Source organism: Archangium sp. Cb G35, assembly GCF_001896145.1.
In the GTDB taxonomy this organism is placed as follows: Bacteria; Myxococcota; Myxococcia; order Myxococcales; family Myxococcaceae; genus Archangium; species Archangium violaceum.
This window is the reverse complement of record NZ_MPOI01000008.1, coordinates 496,797-518,314: the sequence shown is the minus strand read 5'-3', so window position 1 is coordinate 518,314 and position 21,518 is coordinate 496,797. Positions and strand designations below refer to the sequence as shown.

At 66.5% G+C, this 21,518-nt stretch carries 14 protein-coding genes; 9 read left to right on the top strand and 5 right to left on the bottom strand.

Annotation, left to right across the window (positions count from 1 at the left end; genetic code table 11):
• Positions 1-164 precede the first annotated feature (164 nt).
• Both BO221_RS26120 and BO221_RS26115 read left to right on the top strand, forming a co-directional pair.
• A complete protein-coding gene (locus BO221_RS26120; protein WP_073563198.1) occupies positions 165-2,480 on the top strand; it encodes a hypothetical protein in 2,316 nt (771 codons plus the stop codon).
• Positions 2,481-2,709: 229 nt separating this feature from the next.
• Positions 2,710-4,203 carry an OmpA family protein gene (locus tag BO221_RS26115; protein WP_073563197.1) on the top strand — a complete coding sequence of 498 codons (1,494 nt, stop codon included), beginning with the start codon at positions 2,710-2,712 and terminating at the stop codon, positions 4,201-4,203.
• 78 nt (positions 4,204-4,281) lie between these two features.
• Here BO221_RS26115 and BO221_RS26110 read toward each other — a convergent pair whose 3' ends face one another.
• A complete protein-coding gene (locus BO221_RS26110) occupies positions 4,282-5,277 on the bottom strand; it encodes a hypothetical protein (RefSeq protein WP_073563196.1) in 996 nt (331 codons plus the stop codon).
• A 321-nt stretch (positions 5,278-5,598) separates the two neighbouring features.
• On the opposite strand from BO221_RS26110, the gene BO221_RS26105 reads away from it, so the two are divergent.
• The gene (locus BO221_RS26105; RefSeq protein WP_083681372.1) at positions 5,599-7,293 is read left to right on the top strand and encodes an RCC1 domain-containing protein; all 1,695 of its coding nucleotides are present in this window, start codon (positions 5,599-5,601) and stop codon (positions 7,291-7,293) included.
• Positions 7,294-7,397: 104 nt separating this feature from the next.
• On the opposite strand, the gene BO221_RS26100 is transcribed toward BO221_RS26105, so the two are convergent.
• Positions 7,398-8,792 (bottom strand): adenylate/guanylate cyclase domain-containing protein, encoded by a 1,395-nt coding sequence (locus BO221_RS26100; protein WP_073563194.1) that lies wholly within the window; start codon positions 8,790-8,792, stop codon positions 7,398-7,400.
• A gap of 57 nt (positions 8,793-8,849) precedes the next feature.
• On the bottom strand, positions 8,850-11,522 hold the full coding sequence (gene mutS / locus BO221_RS26095; RefSeq protein WP_233166270.1) for a DNA mismatch repair protein MutS: 2,673 nt from the start codon (positions 11,520-11,522) through the stop codon (positions 8,850-8,852).
• Between the two features lie 252 nt (positions 11,523-11,774).
• Between mutS and nhaA the strand changes: the two genes are divergently transcribed.
• The 5 genes from nhaA to BO221_RS26070 all read left to right on the top strand — a co-directional run bounded on the left by nhaA (position 11,775) and on the right by BO221_RS26070 (position 17,944).
• Positions 11,775-13,148, top strand: coding sequence for a Na+/H+ antiporter NhaA (gene nhaA, locus BO221_RS26090; protein WP_073563192.1), 1,374 nt, complete (start codon positions 11,775-11,777; stop codon positions 13,146-13,148).
• Positions 13,149-13,214: 66 nt separating this feature from the next.
• Positions 13,215-14,915, top strand: coding sequence for an AarF/ABC1/UbiB kinase family protein (locus BO221_RS26085; RefSeq protein WP_073563286.1), 1,701 nt, complete (start codon positions 13,215-13,217; stop codon positions 14,913-14,915).
• A gap of 64 nt (positions 14,916-14,979) precedes the next feature.
• Positions 14,980-15,216 carry a hypothetical protein gene (locus tag BO221_RS26080; RefSeq protein ID WP_073563191.1) on the top strand — a complete coding sequence of 79 codons (237 nt, stop codon included), beginning with the start codon at positions 14,980-14,982 and terminating at the stop codon, positions 15,214-15,216.
• A 105-nt stretch (positions 15,217-15,321) separates the two neighbouring features.
• Entirely contained in the window at positions 15,322-17,028 is a 1,707-nt protein-coding gene (locus tag BO221_RS26075) for a serine/threonine-protein kinase (protein WP_083681370.1), read from the top strand.
• A 22-nt stretch (positions 17,029-17,050) separates the two neighbouring features.
• Entirely contained in the window at positions 17,051-17,944 is an 894-nt protein-coding gene (locus BO221_RS26070; RefSeq protein WP_073563189.1) for a DUF2381 family protein, read from the top strand.
• 36 nt (positions 17,945-17,980) lie between these two features.
• On the opposite strand, the gene BO221_RS26065 is transcribed toward BO221_RS26070, so the two are convergent.
• Positions 17,981-18,826: a hypothetical protein gene (locus tag BO221_RS26065; RefSeq protein ID WP_073563188.1), complete on the bottom strand. Its 846-nt coding sequence runs from the start codon at positions 18,824-18,826 to the stop codon at positions 17,981-17,983.
• A complete protein-coding gene (locus tag BO221_RS56405) occupies positions 18,823-19,161 on the bottom strand; it encodes a hypothetical protein (protein WP_233166261.1) in 339 nt (112 codons plus the stop codon). The genes BO221_RS26065 and BO221_RS56405 overlap by 4 nt, the downstream gene beginning before the upstream one ends.
• A 456-nt stretch (positions 19,162-19,617) precedes the next feature.
• On the opposite strand from BO221_RS56405, the gene BO221_RS26055 reads away from it, so the two are divergent.
• The gene (locus tag BO221_RS26055) at positions 19,618-21,504 is read left to right on the top strand and encodes a M4 family metallopeptidase (protein ID WP_073563187.1); all 1,887 of its coding nucleotides are present in this window, start codon (positions 19,618-19,620) and stop codon (positions 21,502-21,504) included.
• Positions 21,505-21,518: the final 14 nt, after the last annotated feature.

Below are 21,518 nucleotides of genomic sequence, written 5' to 3'. Positions count from 1 at the left end.
GTGTAAGCACAATCCACCGAGTGGTTGTCGGGGGCCGACCTGGAGCACCAGGAGCGGTCAGGCAAGCGGACCTCGATGCGCGACGGCCACTGCGGCATCCCTTTGCCCAAGGCCAATCCGCCCTATGATGCCGGGCCTTGGTGATGACAAGGAGTTCACGAATCATGAGGCTCAATAAGGTATCCCTCTGGACCTCTGCGCTGCTGGTGCTCGGAGGATGCCCCCAACCCCCCGAAGAAAAGCCCAAGCTGAGCGCGGTATCCGTCACCTGTACCCCCACCTCCGTGGTGGCCGGTGAGCCGTCTCAGTGCACGGCCAGCGCTGCGGACCAGAGCGGCAAGCCCTTCACCGTTTCCGGCTACACCTGGACTTCCAGCAATGAGTCCGTTGCCACGGTGGACTCGACGGGCAAGGCCACCACCCTCACCGCCGGCGCATCCACCCTCAGCGCAAGTGCCACCGTCGACGGCATCACCCAACAAGGCCAGGCCACCCTTACCGTCACCCCGCAACCGCCCCGGCTGAGCACGGTGACGGTGACGTGCGAACCCGCCTCCGTGTCGGCCGGTCGCTCTTCGCAGTGTACGGCCAGCGCCACGGACCAGTACGGCAAGCCCTTTACCGTCTCCGGCTACACCTGGACTTCCAGCAACGAGTCTGTCGCCACGGTGGGCTCGACGGGCAGGGCCACCACCTTCTCCACCGGAGCGGCCACCCTCCGCGCGAATGCCACCGTGGGCGGCGTCACTCAACAAGGGCAAGCCGAGCTCACCGTCACCGCGGCCCAGCCAACGCTCCACTCCACCCCCATCACCGCCGATGAGACCTGGCGGGCAGCCGACAATCCGCACGTGGTGCAAGGCACCCTCGAGCTGGGCGGCGCCAGCGCCCCCAAGCTCACCCTCGAGGCGGGGGTGCAGCTCCGCTTCGAGCTGGATTCCGAGCTCCGCGTCACCACCGGGGCGCTGCGGGCACTGGGCACCGAGGAGGCGCCCATCCACATGACAACCAACCCGATCGTGTCCACCAAGGGCTACTGGCGAGGTGTCGTGTTCGTCGGAGGGGGGAGCACTTCGGAGATGAACCACGTCATCCTGAATGGCTGCGGGCGGAACACGGGCGAGAGCGCCTGCATCGCCATGAAGTCCCTTGCGGCCCCGGTGCTTCGCCATGTGACCGCGCAGAACAGCAGCACCGCGGGCGTAGCGGTGGCCGATGACGGTAGCGCCTTCGGGGCCGAATCGACTACGCTCAATGTCTCCGGGAGCGAGGGTTACGCGGTGCTCGTGAGCGCCAACCAGGCCAGCACACTCCCGACCGGTGGCACCTTCACGAGCAATGTCTCCAACGCCATCAAACTCCAGGGCAATGTCTCGCGCTCACAGACCTGGCCGAACCTGGACATCCCCTACGTGGTGACCGCTGAGATCCACGTCAGAGACGCCACCACCCCCCCCACGCTCACCCTCTCCTCCGGCACGGTGTTGCGCTTCGGGTCCGGCTCCGCGTTTTTTGTCGGCAGCGACACTCCAGGGGGATTGGTCGTGAACGGCACCGCGACCGCTCCCGTTGTCTTCACCGCCGACTCCGCCAGTCCCCTGCCCGGCCACTGGAAGGGCGTGCACCTCGTCTACCATTCCTCCAGCCCCAGCAGCATCTCCCATGCGGTCATCGAGTATGCGGGCGCGAGTGGCGGCCTCTTCTGGATGGGCAACGGCAACCTGAACCTGTACGGGAACGATAACGACGCAGGGTCCCTCATCAAGGACGTCGTCGTGCAGAGGAGCAGCCAGTCTGGCCTCTACACAGGTTTTGGAGGGAATTTCGGCCCCGGCTCGACCCAGTTGACCGCGCGGCACAACGGCGGCTACGCCATCTCGGCACAGCCCAACCAGGTCCACACGATCCCCGAGGGAATTACCCTCAGCGACAACGCGCGCAACGTGGTGGAGGTCCGTGAGGGCAATATGTTGATCGCCCAGACGTGGCCGAGCCGGAGCTACCCCTACGTCATCACCGGATGGATCGAACTGGCGGCCGCGCTGACCCTTAGCCCAGGGACGGAAATACGCTTTGGTCCAGTCGAGGGCCTCATCAGTGTCGGTGGCGATGGGATCCCCGGTGCCCTGATCGCGATGGGGACCGCGGAGGCGCCGATCCGCTTTGTCCCAGACGAAACCCCGCCCACCAAAGGATACTGGAACGGACTGCACTTCTATGATGCAGGCGGGAGCCGACTCGACCACGTGATCGTCACCCACGCCGGGGGGACGGCCGCATTCGGTACGGGCAACGTGAACGTGTACAGGGAGATTGGCGCTTTCGTGACCAACAGCATGTTCAGCGACGCGTCCGGCTGCGGCCTCACCCGGAGCGACGGCACCCGCGAATCCACCACCCTGGTGACAACGGACTTCACCCTGGCCACGTACAATAACACCTTCGTCAACAACACCGGCGGAGCGCAGTGCACCAACTGATGGCGCCGGGCTGAAAAGCCGTCCTCGACCCCTGCCGCGTCACTGGCGGCAGGGGTCTCCCGCAGCTGAGCGGTCACCTCGTAGCCAGGACGTTGAACCGGGGCCCTTGTTCCCTCCTATACGAAGAGCGGTAGGATTGTCGCCGGGCAGGTTGCCCCAGGGAGAGGACGCTCCGGCGTCTCCGCGGGCCACTTGTGGCCAGCGCTCAGGAGCCGCCAAAGAGATTTGCATGCGTCTACATTCATCAATCAAGGGGGCAGTGGCCGCGGCGCTGCTGGGGTGCTCGCTGGCGTCCGCGCAAACCACCGAGCACTTACCGGGCTTCGAGTTGGAGCGGCTGGAGACAAACGTGGGACGCGGCACCTTGCTGGTCGGCAACGGCCAGTTGATGGTGCCCGGGGGCCTGAGCGTGAGCCTGCTGGGGCACTATCAGCGCCTGCCCCTGGTGCTGAGCGACGGAGTACAGGATCTTCAGGTGGTGAGTGACAGGGCGACCGCGCTGCTCGCCGCCAGCTACGGCGTGTTGCCGTGGCTCGAGCTGAGCGCTCAGGTCCCCTTCGTGCTGTGGCAACAAGGAGATGATCCGAGCCCAGCGGGTCTGGCCCCACTCTCGGCCCAGGGGATTGGCACCCCCGTACTCCAAGCACGACTGGGATTGCTCTCACGGCGCTTCGAACAACCCGTGGACCTGTCGGTGGACGTGGGCGTAGGCCTGCCGGTGGGCACCGGGCTGGCGCTTGCGGGCGACGCCGGCGCTCGCTTCCATGCCCGATTGGTGGTTGGGACGACCCTGGGCTGGCTGCAACCCTCGCTCGAGGCGGGAGTACTATTCCGCCCCACCATTCAGCTGGCCAGTACCGAGCAAGAGGTCAAACCGGGCGCAAGCTCCGAGGTCCGCCTGGGAGCCGCGCTGGCCACGACGGGCAAGGGGCTGCGAGGGGAACTAGGCCTGCGGACCACACTCACCCCCCAGACTTCGCAGGTGTCGATGGAGCTGCTCGGAGGCGTGCGTTTTCCGCTGCTGGTCGGGTTGGACGCCTTTGTCCTGGGGGGGCCCGGTGTGGGCGGCTCCCTGGGGACGCCTCTCTTCCGCGTACTCGCCGGCGTCTCCTTCCACAGCGAGCCGCCTCCCAAGCTCGTTTTTCTCGACGAGCAGTTGAATCAATCATTCCAGATCACCATTGACAAGCCCAAGCCCCCACCGGTGGATGACCAGGTCCGTCCGGTCAGCACCCATGATCTCTACGTCACCCGTGGCGAACCTCAAGGGAGTTCGGCCGAGGGAGGGCCGCGGGAGCCATTGCGGCCCTACCAGCCCAGTCCTGAGGAGAGACTCGTGCTGAGGGGGGAGATCCACTTCGCACGGGGCAGCTCGGAGTTGCAAGGGGTAGTGCCACTGCTGGATCAGGCCGTATTGCGGCTGTTGGAGCAGCCCAAGGGAACCATCATGATCGTCGAGGGGCATGCGGACACCGAGGGCACCGACACCTCCAACAGGATCATGTCACTGCAGCGCGCCCAGGCGGTGCGGCGCTACGTGATCGACCAAGGTATCCCCTGGACGCAGGTGCAGATCCGCAGCTTCGGCTCGGACTGGCCGGTGAGCGTTAGACCCGCCACCGAGCAGGAGCGCCAGCTCAACCGCCGGGTCCAGGTGCTCGTCCTCACCAAGGTTCCGGGTGTAGCTCCGGCACCGCTCACCACCCAGGCGCCAGCTCCGTAGCTCCCCACCACCGCTCCCGCTGGTACAGGAACACCCAAGGGGGAATCCCCCCCGATGTGTCAGGGATGAGCGTACTGCTCAGCGCTGAGGAATGACGCCGATCCGTACGAGGAACCGGGTCTTCCGCTCCAGTTCCCGCTGCAGATCACTCAGGTGCCGGGCCGAGTCGCGCACAGGAATGATCGCGGGCGGGCTCGCGCGTACAGGGACGATGGCGGGAGGATTCATGCTCCTCCGCGGCTCCGCCACCTTTCGCGGTGCTTCACGAGCGAAGGGCGTGGTGCGCGGCTTGCGGACCACCGACTGACGGACCGGGAGCGGCGGTACGCGTTCGTCGACCGCACGGCCAAAGAGCCACGCACCGCACCGCCACAACATGTCGTGGCGTTGGTTCAATAGAGTCCAGAACCGGTCGCGCATCTCGATGACCTTGACGAGCGACGGCGTTCCCCCCTCGCTCACATCCCCTTGCTGTCCGAGCAACGAGCGCAACTTCTCCGCCACCTGCTCCGTCTCACGGATATCCGGGGCCGTCACCGGTGAGCGGCCGGTGATCCTCGCCTCGTTCCTCCGGAACAGTGCGGCAAGTGCCAGACAATCCTCGAGAAGTTCTCTCGGAGCGTGGACTCGGACCTCATCGATGTCCGCCTCGGCGAGGAGGCCAACCTCGGCAAGAGCGTCGGCGGCCTTGCGCAGCTTGCGACGCAACTGCTGCGCCCGCTCGAAGAGCATCCCGAACGATGCGGACTGGAGCTCCCGTTGCACCTGCAGCGCGGCGAAGGCCAGCCCCTGGGCGAGCCGCGGGAGCATCGAGAGTTCCTCGACGTTCACGTTGGGCAGCTTGCCAACCAATGCCGCCCCGCTGCCCACCACACTCTCCACGCCGCGCATCACGGTCTGGTACGTGAGCACGGCATCGGCACAGCACTCCTCGATGAGGCTTGGGTCGATGGCCTTCGCGGCGGAGAGAAACGTCTCGTAGGCCATCTGCGAGCTGATGCTCTCGAGTTCGGGAACATCCTCCGGCTCGTTCTCCGCCGGGGCCTCCGACCTGATGCCTTCGTCCGCTGCCATATGCGAGGCAGATTACCGGGCACCCTCCGGCGCTGCAATGCACCATCCCAACGGGCGGAATGGAACCATTGAACGAAGAGCAGGCAGTCAAGTACCCCTCAGAGACCCTGAGTCCCGGCCCACTGCGCGCCGAGCAACAGTCAGTTCGCATGGGCCCCTCCCGCTTGTACGTGGATGACTCCTTCGCTTGGATGCGGAAGCAATGGCACCAGGCTCATGTGAACGTGCTCACCTGCTTCATGTGAGGTGCTTCACAGCACCTGCCCCGCGCCACTGGTAGTCCGCCCTGCGGAAGCTGTTCCCGAAGGGGGGAAGCGAAACATGTGGAAGCAATATGCCGGGGCTGTCCTGGCGGTGGGGCTGTGGGCTTGTGGTGGGTCCGGGGAGATGGTCGAGGGTCAAGAGGAGAAGCAAGGCGCCACTTCCGCGACGTTGACGGCAACGGCCAGCTACGACTCGACCTTGAAGGTACCCCGGTGCACCGGAGTGGCTTCGGGCTGTGACTCGGGCACCCTCGTCAATGGACGTAGCGCGCTAGGCTCCGAGCTCAACGCACCCAATACCGTGGGCGGGACCTGCGCTGACGGTACAGCAGGCTCCTACCATGTCGACGAGTCCGTGGATCGGGTGAAGGTCTACACCACCGATGGAACCGACCTGGCTCCTGGCAAGCAGGTGATCCTCGAAGTCGATGTGTGGGCCTGGTCCGGCTACACGTCGGACGCACTGGATCTGTATTACGCGGCGGATGCCAGCAATCCGACCTGGAACTTCATCACCACCCTGGCGCCGTCCGGGGCCGGTGCGCAGACGCTGCGCGTGAATTACACGCTGCCACCAAGCGGCGGCAGCACCCAGGCCGTACGCGCGGCCTTCCGTTATATGGGCTCCGCGAGCGCATGCACGGGCGGTTCCTATGACGACCGGGATGACCTGGCCTTCGCGGTGATGGGTGCCTCCCTGCCGAAGGTATCAAGCCTGACGGCGGGGTATTTCCACAACCTGAAGGTGAGCCAGGATGGGACCGTCAGGGCGTGGGGAATGAACAACCGGGGGCAACTCGGCAACGGAATGACCACCCAGAGCACCACACCTGTGGGGGTGGTGGGGCTCGACAACGTGGAGTCCGTCACCACGGGTGAGGAACACTCCCTGGCGTTGAAGAAGGACGGCACCGTGTGGACCTGGGGCTACAACTCGCACGGCCAGCTCGGGGATGGAACCACCACGTCAAGAAACACACCGGTACAGGTCGTGGGACTCACGAACGTGGTGGCCATCGCCGCGAACAAGGAGCATTCGCTGGCCGTCAAGCAGGATGGGACCGTGTGGGCCTGGGGCAACAACTCCGCCGGCCAGCTCGGGATCGGTGTCACCCCGCCACAATACACGCCGGTGCAGGTCGCGGGACTCTCGGGCGTGACGAGCGTCGCAGCAGGTGGGCAGTTTTCGCTGGCACTGAAGCAGGATGGAACCGTGTGGGCCTGGGGTGACAACGTCTGCGGCCAACTCGGGGACGGTACCTTGACGTCACGATACACGCCGGTACGGGTGACGAGTCTCACGCAAGCAACAGTCCTTGTCGCCGACCAATACCATTCCCTGACACTGAAGCAGGACGGAACCGTGTGGGGCTGGGGCTGCAACTACTCTGGCCAGCTTGGCGATGGCTCCACCACCGACCGCACCACGCCGGTGCGGGTCTCCGGCTTGTCTGGCATCACGCTCATTGACACGGGCTCCTCTCATTCCCTGGCTGTGCGGAATGATGGGACTGCGTGGGCATGGGGAGATAACTTCGCTGGCCAGCTCGGCGATGGCACGACCACCTCGCGCACCACACCGGTGCAGGTGCCGGGGTTCTCGGGCGCAGTAGCCGTCAAGGCTGGCGGCATGCACTCCGTGGCCCTCAAGCTGGACGGATCCACCTGGTCCTGGGGCTACAATTATTATGGCCAGCTCGGTAATGGCAGCATCTTCGAACAACACTCCCCGGTGAAGGTGCTCCTGCCGTAGGGCTCAGCCCAGCCGTCCTCGGCCCTGTCCCTAATCATCCCGCCGGGTACCATGCCCCTGTCGCTCCTACCGGGCGGCAGGGGTTGTCATTTGCACGCTCCGGCTCACTGCGCGCCGAGCAGCAGCCACGTCCGCATGGGCCCCTTTCCCTTCACGGGGACGATGCCCTGATCCTGGAAGCGGTAGCGGCCGCGCAGCCGCTCGTAGACCGCTTCCGACAGGTGGATGCCATCCACCACGCCGTGCGACTCCATCCGGCTCGCCGTATTCACCGTGTCGCCCCACAGGTCATATGCGAACTTCTTGCCGCTGATCACCCCCGCCGTCACCGGGCCCGAGTGCAGGCCAATGCGCAGGTGCAGCGGAATCTGCAACTGATCTCCCAGCTTCAACACCTCGGCGCGCATGGCCAGCGCCAGACCCGCCATGGCCTCGGCGTGGTCGCTCCTCGGCAGCGACAGCCCTCCCACCGCCATGTACGCGTCCCCGATCGTCTTCACCTTCTCCACCCCGAACTCGTCCGTGAGCTGATCGAAGATGGAGAAGACCATGTTCAACACCTGCAGCACGTCCGGCGGCGAGTGCTGCGCGGCGAAGCGGGTGAAGTCCACCAGGTCGGCGAACAGCACCGTCACGTCCGGGAAGTTCTCCACGATGATCCGCTGGCCGTGCTTCAGCCGGTCCGCCACCGGTTTCGGCAGGATGTTGAGCAGCAGTTGATCCGCCCGCTCGCGCTCGCTCTCGATGGTGCGCAGGTGCGCCACTTCCTGCTCGTGCATCCGGCGCAGTTGGGTGAGGTCGTGGTAGATGGCGACGAAGCCCACCCGCTCCCCCTCCACCGTCACCGGCAGCGCCACCAACTCGACGTCCACCGGCGTCCCATCCTTTCTCATGCGCCGGGTGACAATCTTCACCGAGCCACGCTCGAGCGCCTCACGCGAGGTGGCCTCGGCCTCCTCCCGCATGGGCCCCTCCCCCGCCACCAGCCGCAGGATGTTCCGCCCCTTGGCCTCCCGCGCCGTGTAGCCGAACAGACGCTCCGCCGCCGGGTTCCAGGACACCACGTTGAACCGGAGGTTCACCGTGATCATGGCCACCGGGCTGTGGAGGACCAGCGACTCGTAATACTCCTTCTGATGGCGCAGCGAGGCCTCGACCTCCGCGTGCGCCGTCAGGTCCCGCAGCACCAGCACACGGCCTTCCGGCACGGGCACGCAACTCACGCGCAGCACGTGCGCATGGCGCGGGGACCGCTCCGTCCCGTGCCACACCCACTCCCCTTCCCTCGGCGGCGCCTCTGGCGGCAACGGCTCCGGCGGCGTCCACCGCGGCAGCAGCTCCGAAATGGGCCTGCCCCGCAGCGCGTCCCCGGACTCCCCGAACAGCCGCTGCGCGGCGGCGTTGGCCTCCACGAGCCGGTCCTGGAAATCCAGCACCAGCACGGCGTCGGACGTGTGCTCGAAGAAGGCGGTATGGGCGCGGCGCACCAGGTCGGACATGGAGGATTCCATCCCCAGTGTAGGACACCCTGCTGACGTGGACACCACGTCTCTTTTCTACTTCAGCTCCCGCTGAAGTTTCGCCAGCAGATTGAGCGCCTCCATGGGCGTCGTCTCGTCCACCTTGACCCCCCGCAGGGCCTCCAGCACCTTCTGGTGCGAGGGGTCCAGCTTCGGCCCGGGCTCGGCGGCCCCTCCGAACAGCCCCAGCTGCCCCGGGGACGGCGCGCGCGACGTCCTCCGCGCCAGCCTCGGCCGCCCGCTGTCGTCGAACTCACCGGACTCCAGGTTCTGCAGGATGTCCCTCGCCCGCGTCACCACCTCCGGCGGCAGGCCCGCGAGCCTCGCCACCTCGATGCCGTAGGAGCGGTTGGCCCCGCCCGGCACCAGCTTGCGCAGGAAGAGCACCTTGCCGCCCTGCTCCCGCACCGCGATGCACATGTTCTTCACCCGGGGCTTCTCCCGGGAGAGATCCACCAGCTCGTGGTAGTGCGTGGCGAAGAGCGTCCGCGCTCCCACCTTGTCGTGCAGGTGCTCGGCCACCGCCCAGGCGATGGACAAACCATCGTAGGTGGACGTCCCTCGGCCAATCTCGTCCAGCACCACCAGGCTGCGCCGCGTGGCGTGGTGCAGGATGTGGCTCGTCTCCGTCATCTCCACCATGAAGGTGGACTGCCCGCGCGCCAGGTTGTCCGCCGCTCCCACGCGCGTGAAGATCCGATCCGACAGGCCGATGCGCGCCGCGCTCGCCGGCACGAAGCTGCCCGCCTGCGCCATCAGCACCGTGAGCGCCACCTGCCGCATCACCGTGCTCTTGCCCGCCATGTTGGGGCCGGTGATCACCAGGATCTGCGCGTCCTCCGAGTCCATCTTCACGTCGTTGGGGACGAACGCCTCGCCCGCCCCCAGCATCCGCTCCACCACCGGGTGGCGCCCGCCAGTAATGGAGAGCACCTCGGAGTCGTCCACCACCGGCCGCACGTAGCCGAACTCGGCCGCGCAGCGCGCGAAGGACAGCAGCGCATCCGCCGTGGCCACCGCCTCCGCCGCCGAGCGCAGCCGCGGCGCCTCCTTCACCACCTGCGCCCGCAGCTGCTCGAAGAGCTCCAGCTCCAGCGCGCTCCGGCGCTCCTCCGCCGTGAGCACCTTCTCCTCGTACTCCTTCAGCTCCGGGGTGATGAAGCGCTCGGCCCCCACCATCGTCTGCTTGCGGATGTAGTCCGAGGGCACCAGGTGCAGGTTCGCCTTCGTCACCTCCAGGTAGTACCCGAACACCTTGTTGTAGCGGATCTTCAGCGAGTTGATGCCCGTCCGCTCCCGCTCCCGCGTTTCGATCTTCAGCAGGAAGTCCTTGCCGGAGGTGGACAGCTCCACCAGCTTGTCCAGCTCGGCGTGGAAGCCCGGGCGGATGAAGCCACCCTCCTTGAGGCCCGTGGGCGGCTCGTCCACCACCGCCCCCAGCAACAGCTCCGTCAGCTCCGGCAGTGCGCTGAGCGGCCCCGCCAGCGACTTGAGCAGCGGAGACTCACAGCGCGCGAGCACCGCCCCCAGCCGGGGCAGCTGCGCCAGCGACAACCCCAGCGCCCGCAGATCCCTCGCATTGCCCGCCCCCAGCGACAGCCGGCCGCACAGCCGCTCGATGTCACCCACCTCCTTGAGGAGGCTCGTCATCTCCTCGCGCCACACGCTGCGCTGGGACAGCTCCTCCACCGCGTCCAGCCGGGCGTTGATCTCCGGCAGCGAGCACAGGGGCGCGGCCAGCCACCGGGCCAGCTTGCGCGCCCCCAGTCCCGTGGCCGTCCTGTCCAGCACCCCCAGCAACGAGCCCTTGCGTCCCCCGTCCCGCAGGGTGCGCAGCACCTCCAGATTGGAACGGGAGGCCTCGTCCATGAGGAGGTGAACGCCCCGCTGGTGGCGGCTGAGCCTGTCCACGTGGGCGGCGGCCGTCTTCTGCGTGTCCTTCAGGTAGCGCAGCGCCGCGCCCGCGGCCCCGGTGGCCAGCGGCGCGTCCTGCAGCCCGAAGGCCTCCAGCGACTGCACCGCGAAGTGACCGCGCAGGAAGACCGTGGCCCGTCCGGGCTCGAAGGCCGCCTTCTCCAGCTCCGCCACCGCCGGAGGCCGGGACATCCGCGACACGAGCGTCGCCGTGTCCGGGGAGTCCTTCTCGCCTTCGGGCACCAGCAGTTCCCTCGGCTCCACCCGGGCCAGCGCCTCCACCAGTTCCTGCGTGGTCTCCGCCTCCAGGCAGAAGAACTCACCCGTGGAGGCCTCCAGCAGCGCCGCCCCGAAGCCCTGCGCCCCCGGGTACACCGCGGCCAGGAAGTTGCTCGCCCGAGGCTCGAGCGATTCCTCGTCCAGCACCATGCCCGGGGTGATGACGCGCGTCACCTCGCGCCGGACGATCCCCGGCCCGCTGCCCGCCTCCTCCACCTGCTCACAGATGGCCACCTTCAGCCCGTGCTCCACCAGCTTCGCGATGTAGCGGCGCGCCGAGTGGTACGGCACCCCGGCCATGGGCACCTTCTCCGCGTTCTTCGCCCGCGCGGTGAGGGTGATCTGCAAGAGCTCCGAGGCGCGCACCGCGTCCTCGAAGAACATCTCGTAGAAGTCCCCCAGCCGGAAGAAGAGGATGGCGTCCGGGTTGAGCGCCTTCACCTCGAGGTACTGCCGCATCATCGGGGTGAGCGCGCCAATCTCCCGCGCCCCGGCCTGCTCGGCCGCCGCTTCCATCGGCGCCTCGGCCTCGTCCCCGTGTCCCTTGCCTGCCTTCGCTTGCGTCGCGCCCATCGCCGCCTCTTGTGTCATGCGTCCGGTCCCGGATCAACAGAACACATGACTTCTGCCGTCCACCCGTCCGTTCCTACTCCGCCGATGGCTAGCATGTCCCCCTGACGGCCAGCCGTCCCGCTCCGGAAAAATCGTGAGTCGCGCCTCCGAAAACGGTTGGCCCGTCCTACTCCGGAAGGCAACCTGCCCCCCACCATGGAGACCCGTCCCGAGACCGTACAGCCCGTCCCCCTCCCCCGGCTCTTCAAGGTGGCCGTGGCGCCCGTGCAGGCGTTCTTCAAGCTGGAGGCGAGCGGAGGCATCCTCCTGGCCCTCTGCGCCGTGGCGGCCATGATCTGGGCCAACTCGCCCTGGGCCAGCACCTACACCGGCCTCTTCGACGCGCCCCTGGCCTTCGGCACGGGCAGCACCCTGTTCCATTTCACCTTCCGTGAATTCATCAACGACGGGTTGATGACGATCTTCTTCTTCCTGGTGGGAATGGAGATCAAGCGGGAGCTGGCCGCCGGTGAGCTGCGCACCCTGTCCAAGGCCCTGCTGCCCCTCATCGCGGCGGTGGGCGGCATGGTGGTGCCCGCCGCCATCTACGCGGCGCTCAACGCGGGGACGCCAGCGCTCAAGGGGTGGGCCATCCCCATGGCCACGGACATCGCCTTCGCCATCGGGTGCCTCACGCTGCTCAAGGGCCGGGTGAGCCACGGGCTGGTGGTGTTCCTCACCGCTCTGGCCATCTTCGATGACATCGGCGGCATCCTCGTCATCGCCATGTTCTACGGCACGGGGCTGCACGTGGAGTGGCTGCTGGCGGCGCTGGGGGTCACCGCGGTGCTGGTGGCGTGCAACAAGTTCTACGTGCGCAACGGGCTGGTGTACGCGGTGCTGCTCGGCGCGCTCTGGTACACCATGCACCACGGCGGCGTGCACGCCACCATCGCGGGCGTGGTGGTGGGAATGATGATCCCCGCCCGGCCCGTGCGCCGGGGCCGGCTGGTCCTCGAGGAGCTGCACGGGTTCATCGGCCAGCTGCTGCGCGAGCCCGAGGACGAAACCTTGCGCACCAACCAACTGCTGCACATCGAGGAGCAGCTCGAGGACATCGAGCCGCCGCTCACCCGCTTCGTGCACATCTGGCACGGGTGGTCCGCGTACGCCATCGTCCCGCTGTTCGCGCTGGCCAACTCGGGCATCTCCCTGGCGGGGATGAGCCTGGCGGATGTGCTCCGGCCCCTGCCCCTGGGGGTGGTGCTCGGCCTCTTCGTGGGCAAGCAGCTGGGCATCTTCCTCTTCACCTGGGTGGCGGTGAAGACGGGGCTGGCGGACATGCCGGGGCGCGCGGGGGCGATGCAACTGTATGGCGTCTCGGTGGTGGCCGGCATCGGCTTCACGGTGGCGCTGTTCGTGGCGGGGCTGGCCTTCGCCAACGAGCCGCACCTGCTGACGGAGGCCAAGCTGGGCATCCTGCTCGGCTCCCTCCTGTCCGCGCTGGTGGGCTACCTGTTGTTGCGTTTCGGACCCACGCCCCGGCCCCAGGGGGAGCCGGCCTCCAAGCCCGCCTCCGGGGCGGCCTGAGCCAGCGACGGCGGGGCTTCTTGGGGTTTGCGGGCGGGGCGGGCCCGTGGAAAGGTGCCGGCCACCGTGCTCCTCCAGGATTTGAACCGCGTCCGGCAGATTGGGGTCATCGCAGCGCGCCACGGCTTCGGCGAGTGGCTGGAGCGCGCGGGCGTGTGGCGTCAGCTCGGGCGGCGGGAGAAGGTGGAGGTGTCCCCCGAGGCCCAGCGCGCCTCCACCGCGCGCCGCTTCCGGATGCTCCTCAATGATCTCGGCCCCACCTTCGTGAAGCTGGGGCAGATCCTCTCCACGCGCGCGGATCTGCTGCCCGCCGAGTACATCGAGGAGCTGGCCACGCTGCAGGACAACGTGGAGCCCGTCCCCCTGGAGGACGTGTACGCGCAGATCCGCGAGTCGCTGGGCCGCGAGGTGGACGAGCTCTTCAAGCAGATCGATCCCCAGCCACTGGCGGCGGCCTCCATCGCCCAGGTGCACCGGGCGATGACGCTGGAGGGCGAGGAGGTCGTGGTGAAGGTGCAGCGGCCGGGGATCGCCGAGCAGATCGACTCGGACCTGGTGGTGCTGCGCTCGCTGGCGAGGCTGCTGGAAGCGGTGGTGGAGGAGACGGGCATCTACTCGCCCACGGGGATCATCGACGAGTTCGACCGGGCCATCCACGAGGAGCTGGACTTCGTGCACGAGGCGTCGAACATCCGGGCCTTCCTCGAGAACAACCGCAACCGGCCGTACATGAAGATTCCGCGGGTGTACGACGGGCTCAGCAGCCGGACGGTGCTGACGATGGAGTTCGTCCGTGGGGTGAAGATCAGCCAGGCGGAGCTGTCACCGGAGGACCGGCGGGAGGTGGCGGGCCACATCCTGGACGCGAGCTTCCGGCAGCTCTTCGAGGACGGGCTGTTCCACGGAGACCCGCACCCGGGCAACCTGCTGGTGCTGGAGGGCAACCGGCTGGCGCTGCTGGACTTCGGGGTGGTGGGCCGGCTGTCGCGCGCCATGCAGGAGACGCTGGTGATGCTGGCGCTGGCGGTGGCGCTGAAGGACAGCGACTCGGTGGCGCGCATCCTCTACCGGGTGGGCGTACCGGACGCGCGGGCCAACCTGGCGGGCTTCCGCGACGACATCGAAGGACTGCTCGGCAGACACCTGCCCATGACGCTGGGCCAGGTGGACGCGCGCAGCCTCATGCGGGAACTGTTGGACCTGGCGGTGAAGTACCGGATCCGGATCCCCAAGGAGTACGCGCTGCTGAGCCGGGCCTCGGTGTCCACCGAGGGCATGCTGCGCAGCCTGTACCCGGAGCTGAACATCCTCGAGGTGGCGATGCCGTACGCCAAGGAGCTGCTGGCGGACCGGTATGATCCGAGCCAGCTCCAGGGCGGACTGATGCGCACGTTGCTGCGCTTCCAGTCCCTGGCGCAGGACCTGCCCACGCAGCTGTCGCAGATATTGCTGGACCTGGAATCGGGGAAGTTCAGCGTGACGGTGCGGGCGGAGCAGTTCGACAAGCTGAACGACAATCTGCGCAGCGCGGCGATCGTGATGTTCATGGGCCTGTGCGCGTGCGGGCTCATCGTGGGAGCGTTCATCTCGTTCGCGCAGACCCCGTGGCACTACCACGGCCTGCCCGTGCTGGGCCTGCTGGGCATCATCCTGTCGGCGGCGATCTTCGGCGCGGTCTTCACCTGGTACCTGTTCGGCAGACGCTTCGGGAAGGTCCGGGTGAGCCGCTGGCTGACGAAGAAGCGGCCATCCCACCGTAAAGGGTGACCTCGGGGAGTGACTCCCCAGGTGGTCCTTCAAAGGGGCGACGCCTTCTGGTTGAAGCAGGGGCGTGCTCATCCTCCCACGCTTCTACTCGACCTCCACCACGGCCCGGCTCGAAACCCGGGCGCGGCAGCTCGGTCTGCGCCTGGGCATCTCCTATGGCGAGGGCGACCGCTGCGATCGCTACTTCATCGTCTCGGTGAACGGGAAGAAACTGGAACGCATGGTGCCTCTCGGATGGACGGGACCGGAGGCCGAGCAGGCCCTCGTGCAGTACGCGAAGGACATGCACCAGTCGAAGTGAACCCACCGGGTTCCCTCCCGCCCTCGTGCACCCTGCCAACCCGTCACGTTCGGGGCTGTAAGCAACCGCTCTGGTAGCCTCCGGCGCTTTTCGGAGGCAGGCTGAATGCTCGACGGAAGCGGCGGACAGGGTGCTGCTGCCTGGCCGGGGTTGGCTCCCGGTACGGTGGTCGCGGGTTTCACGATCGAGGGGCTGCTCGCCAGCGGCAGCTTCGGCACCGTGTACCGGGCCAGACGGGATGGCCGCCCCTTCGCCATCAAGCTGGTGTCCCTGGCCCCTCGCGGAGACCGTGAGGTGGACGCGCTGCGCCGGATGCGGCACCCGAATGTCGTGGGCTTCCACGGCTATGGCCTCTGGCCAGAAGAGCAGCCGCATTCCCTGGTGCTGGCCCTGGAGCTCGTGGAGGGCCTCCCGCTGGACCAGTGGGTTCAGGAGGTGAATCCAACCGCGCTCGACCTGGTGGGCCGGGTGCTGTTGCCGTTGGCGCTCACCCTCGCGGACGTGCATGCCCTGGGCGTGGTCCATCGGGACGTGAAGGAAGCCAACATCATCGTGCGGCAATCGGACGGGCTGCCTGTGTTGGTGGACTTCGGCGCGGCGGGCCTCGAGGGGGCACCCCGCCTGACGCAGTGGATGCCACCGGGCACCCCCGAATATCGCAGCCCCGAGACGCTGCGCTTCGGCCGGCAATGGGAAGGCGAGCCCTACCAGATGGGGCCAGAAGAGGACCTGTGGGCCATGGGTGTCGTCACCTACATCCTGCTGACACGCTCGCTTCCCTTCGGGGACCGGCACGACCCGGGGATGGTTCGCGCCATCCTCGAGAAGACGCCCCGGGCTCCGGATGAGCTCAACCCGCGTATTCCCCCCTCCTTGAGCGAGCTGTGCATGCGGATGCTGGAGAAGGCACCCGAGGACCGGTACGCGGATGCCAGGGCGCTCGCGGAGGCCCTTTCCTCGGCGTGGAGCGAGGCGGACCGCTCCTGGCGCGTGCGCCTGTTCCCCGAAGTCAGACGCGAAGAGGCACCAGCCCCCCCTCCGTCCCCACCTCCTGCTCCAGAGGAGCCAACCGAACGACAGACACCCAGGCCACGGAGGATGGTCTGGCTCGCTCTTGGCGTCGCCCTCCTGGGAGGAGTCTTGATTCCTTCCGCCCAACGCTCCGGGTCGTCCTCCCCCCCAAAAACGCAACAAGCCAGTGCTCGCCAGGAATTGGCTCCTCCCGAGGTGACGGGAGAAGTTGGGCACGTCGCGGGACCGCAAAAGTCACTTCCCCCCGCGCCCGTCGCCAGCGCGACGCCAACCCAGGAGCCCAAGATGATCAAATCCCAGAAGGCCCGTTCCCTCGCCGCCGCCACCCTCTTGACCGGCGCCGCATGCGTGGGGGCCGGCTGCGCGAGTGTTCCGAAGGAGAAGGAGGGGCCCCTTCCGACCTCGCCGTGCCCGCCCGGTTCGGAGGAGGGCCATAAGCAACTCGGCATCGAGCCGGGAGATTTCATGCGCATCTACATGCCCACCAATGGACGAGGACTCACCGTCGAGATTTCGGAGGGCGAGGTCATGGCTCGAGTGGGCACTCACAAGGGGAAGGTGCCGCAAGACGGCGCCTTGTACGGCGAGTTCATCTTCAGGAAGAACCATGTCTATGGCCACTTCACGCGTGCCCAACTGCAGAACGGGGAGATCGTGCCGGTCTGCATGGAGTTGGCGACATCGCGGGGGACTGGAATCGCGAAGGAGCCCGGCAGCACCTCCAAGAAAGCCATCGTCAAGAACATCATGAGCGTCATCTTGGTGACGCGATTCGATTAGGCCGCACAGAAAGACCCTGACCGTGCTCCCCACCCTTCCGTTTCTCCTGTCCCTGGTTGTCCTTCAAGGTGCTCCTGACCTGGAATCGGCAGTCGCGTGTGAGGACTCACAGCGAATTGATTTGACGTTGACGCCCTCGACGAAGGCCCGGGAGATATGCGTCAGCCCGGGAATGATGACGGGCTTCCTCTTCGACACCATCCCCGGCTCATGGGAGTTACAGGAGGAAGTCCGTTTCGCGGAAGTGCTGCACGGCCAACGTGGCATCAGCTTCGTGCCACCAAAAGACATGATGCCTGGAGAGCGCCTGCGGCTAACGGTTCGTTTCGGGGCCGCAGCCTCCCAGGAGATCATCACCTTCTTCCTGGTGGCCCACAGGGGACAAGCCACCCGGCAGGTCGAGGTGTATCGCGACAGGCGCCCTCAGGAGTCCTATCAACAGGAGACACTGGAGGAACGCGCGAAGAATCAACGACTCCGCAACGAAAACCAGCAACTGCTGGTTCAACTGGAACGGGCACAGGGACTCCGGAGCCTCATTGCCAACGCCATCGTGGGGTTATCCGGGGTCCAGACCCTGGAGATGCCAGTGGATACGACCAACATCCCGCCCGGAGTCGTGTTCTTCGACTACATCGTCAGCTACCGCGCAGACAAGACCGCGGTGATGGAAATGTGGCTGACGAATTCCAGCTCAGCGCCGTGGAAGACGACCCGGGCAGTACTGCTCACCGCCAACGATGAGGAAGTGCCTGGAATACAGTTCCTGCAGATGAATACCATTGCACCCACCACACGACAGGCAGTCCACCTGGAAATCAATGCAACCAGGAAGGAGCTCCAAGGTAAGTTCAAGGTGATGCTCTGGGATGAGACGTCGCGAGTCATCACCCACCCAGGGGTGAGGTTTCCGTAGACCTCGCTTCTCCGGGGATGCCGAGACACAGTGTGACTATGCGCTCTCGGGCTCCACTTCCGTGTTGATCTCAAACCCATCGGCCATCGAGAGCGGGTAGAGGGCTCGATGGTTGACGTTGGGTTGATACACCGCCAGGTAGAGCTCACCGGAGATCAGCACCCAAGCCCGCCTGGGTGGTGCGGATTGAGCATTCAGCCATGCCTCGGCATCCTGGCGCGTGTCAAAAGAAGCAGTGGCGGTGGGAGGGCTGTCTTGCTTTAGACTGACGAGGTAGTACTCGAGATCGCGAGAGGGTGGCAGGTAGCGGCCGTTCGTCTCACGATCATACGCGACGGTGTGGTACCTGCCCGCGATCAGGATGCTGGCGCAGTGAGGAGGACTCGGGTGGTTTTTCAGCCAGGCCTCCGCCTGTTCACGTGTATCGAAAGAGGCGACCACTCGGGGTGGCTCGTTGGAGTCGAGTTCCTGAAGATAACGCTTGAAATCGTCGAACTGTCCGGTCGAGTCGATGAAGCGGAGCGCGTCGATGATGACGAGAGCCAGCGCTCGTTCTGGCGCTGACCGAAGTTCGTCGCGGCTCCGCTCGAAGAAGCCCTCTGCTCTGTGTACAAGTTCCCCGGTGGTCTCGGCGAGGTCCCGGGAAGGTTCGTGCACATCAGGCGCCTGGTATGTACCGGAGGGAGAACTCTCTCGAGACGGGTTCTCGGCCTGAAGTCGCTTGCGGTAATCCTCGAAGCGATAGGGTTGACCGGTGGAGCTGATGAAGCTCAGAGCATCTCTTGCACAACCCAGGATTCGAGCCTGCTCGGGAGACTGATCCTCCTTCCAATAGTGTCCGACAATCCGCTGTGCCTCGTTGAGGGTATCGAGGATCGTCATGGCGACACCTGCGCGGTAGCGGGCCCGCCCGAGGGACTCGACGAGGCCATCAGCATGACAGGCACGAGCACGAGAGCACCCGCCCCAGCTGAAACGGTGACGAAGACCACCCCAGCGATGATGACAGTACTGCCCACGAGGACCTCTTCGCGGTGGCTCTTCAACCAGTCGACCGCGCCGGCAATCACCGTGAACCTTTGAGGCTCGAGCTCACGCAGCCGGCAACAGTCGAGATAGGGCTGCATGCACTTCTTCCGGCAGAAGTCATACTTACCGCCGCGCTTGCGATCAGGTGTGGTCACGTGCCCATATCCCGGGCGCATCCTGCTGCTCATGCAGTCATCCTCACACCCATCACGCTCTTGCTCACAATCACGAGTCCAGGCGGCGGGGACGACCGCTCCAACGACGCGCTGCCTGCTCGGGAGTGATGGGTACCGAGAGAAGTCGAGTTCCTCCAGGGGTTGCCAGGAATGAACCACCTGCCCATCGGGCATTTCCTCGATGATGAGCACGGAGTGGGAGAGCTCGCTGGCTCCTTCGGGCGTTCTGGCCCCATGGCGGGTGGAGCTACAGGAGGCGAGCAGCAGACTGAGAATCGAAACCGCCAGCCGCTGACGCATCAAGGAGGTACCCATGCGCTCCAACTCTACAGCCTCCGCCGTTTGATCGAGACCCGGAAGAGTGTCCATCAGCCAACATCGCCGGTCTTTCCGTTGGTTCCGGCTCTGACGGGCCTTCATTCTGCTCCACCTCGGCGGCACACCCGCCGCCACAGGGGGAATCACTCAATGCGTACCCGGATGCTCGCAGCCTGCCTTTCGCTGGCGCTCACCGCTTGTGACACCGAATCCGTGGAGCCTTCCGCCGACCCCGTCTCCACCGAGGATGTCCAGGCAGCCCTCGCCGCACTGCCCTCGGCCCAGATCGTCGGCGCCCACGAGGACGGCGTCCCCTACATGATCCGCGGCCAGCTCGGCTCCTCCGCCAGCTCCCTCCAGGGCGTCTCCGCCTCCGCCGCCCACTCCCAGGTCAGCTCCGCCCTCGCCCGCATCAGCCCCGCCTTCCGGCTCGATGCCTCCGACCTCGTCGTCCGCCGCATCACCCGCGACGAGCAAGGCAACACGCACATCCGCTATGAGCAGACCAAGAACGGTCTGCCCGTCCTCGGCCACGAACTCATCCTCCACGTGGACCCCAACGGCCTCGTCTATGCCGCCAACGGCTCCGCCCGTGATGGCGAGACGCTCCCCTACCGCGCTCGCGTCTCCTCCGAGGCCGCCCGCGTCACGGCGCTCGACGCCACCCTCGGCAGCAGTCTCTCCACCGAGGAGAACCCGCGCCTCGTCTACGTCCGCTCCGAGAAGGACAACCGCCTCAAGCTCTCCTACGAGGTCGTCGTGACGGGCCAGGGCCCTCAGCTGCCCATCCGTGACCACGTCTTCGTCAACGCCCTCACCGGCGCCGTCGAGACCGTCGCCTCGGACATCCACTCGGCGCTCAACCGCATCGTCTACTCGGGCTCCACCGCCACCGTGTCCCGCCGCGAAGGAGATCCCCCCACCGGCGACGCCGTCGTGGATGGCACCTACGACAACCTCGGCACCACCTACAACTGCTACTACCAGAACTTCGCCCGCGACTCGTACAACGCCTCGGGCGCGCAGCTGAGGGCCATCGTCCACTACAGCAGCAACTACACCAACGCCTTCTGGAACGGCACCCATATGGTGTACGGCGACAGCGATGGCGTGCAGTCCGCGCCGCTCGGCCTGTCCCTGGACGTGACGGTGCATGAGCTCACCCACGCCGTGACCAGCTCCGAGTCCAACCTCACCTACGCCAACGAGTCCGGCGCCCTCAACGAGGGCATCAGCGACATCTTCGCCGCCTACTGCGAGGCCTGGACGCAGGGCTGGGTGGTGGATGCGTCCGTGTGGATGATCGGCGACGACGTGTGGACGCCGAGCGTGGCGGGTGACGCGCTCCGCTACATGAACAACCCCACCCTGGACGGCTCGTCCAAGGACTATTACCCCACGCGCTACACCGGTACGTCCGACAACGGCGGCGTGCACTGGAACTCGGGCATCGCCAACCTGGCCTTCTACCTGCTGAGCCAGGGCGGTACCCACCCGCGCGGCGTCACCACCACCAATGTGACGGGCATCGGCATCCAGAAGGCCGGCGCCATCTTCTACCGCGCCAACCGAGACCTGATGACGGCCTCCACCACCTTCGCCCAGGCGAAGACATACACGGAGCAGGCCGCCACGCAGCTGGGCTACACCACGGCCGAGGTCGCCTCGGTGTCGGCCGCCTGGCAGGCGGTGGGCGTGGGCATCGTGGTTCCTCCGGCTCCGGCCACCGCGCTGACCAACAACGTGGGCCTCACCGGCCAGTCGGGCACCTCGGGCACGAACAAGTTCTACTACCTGGACGTGCCGGCCAGCCGCGCCTCCACCTTCACCATCACCGGTGGCACGGGTGACGCGGACCTGTACGTGAAGATCGGCTCGCAGCCGAGCACCTCCTCGTACAACTGCCGTCCGTACCTGAGCGGCAACACCGAGACGTGCAGCATCGCCGCGCAGAGCACGGCCCAGCGCATCCACGTCATGCTGAACGCCTACAGCACCTACTCCGGTGTCACGATCAAGGGCGCGTACACGCCGTGATCCGCTGAACCCGA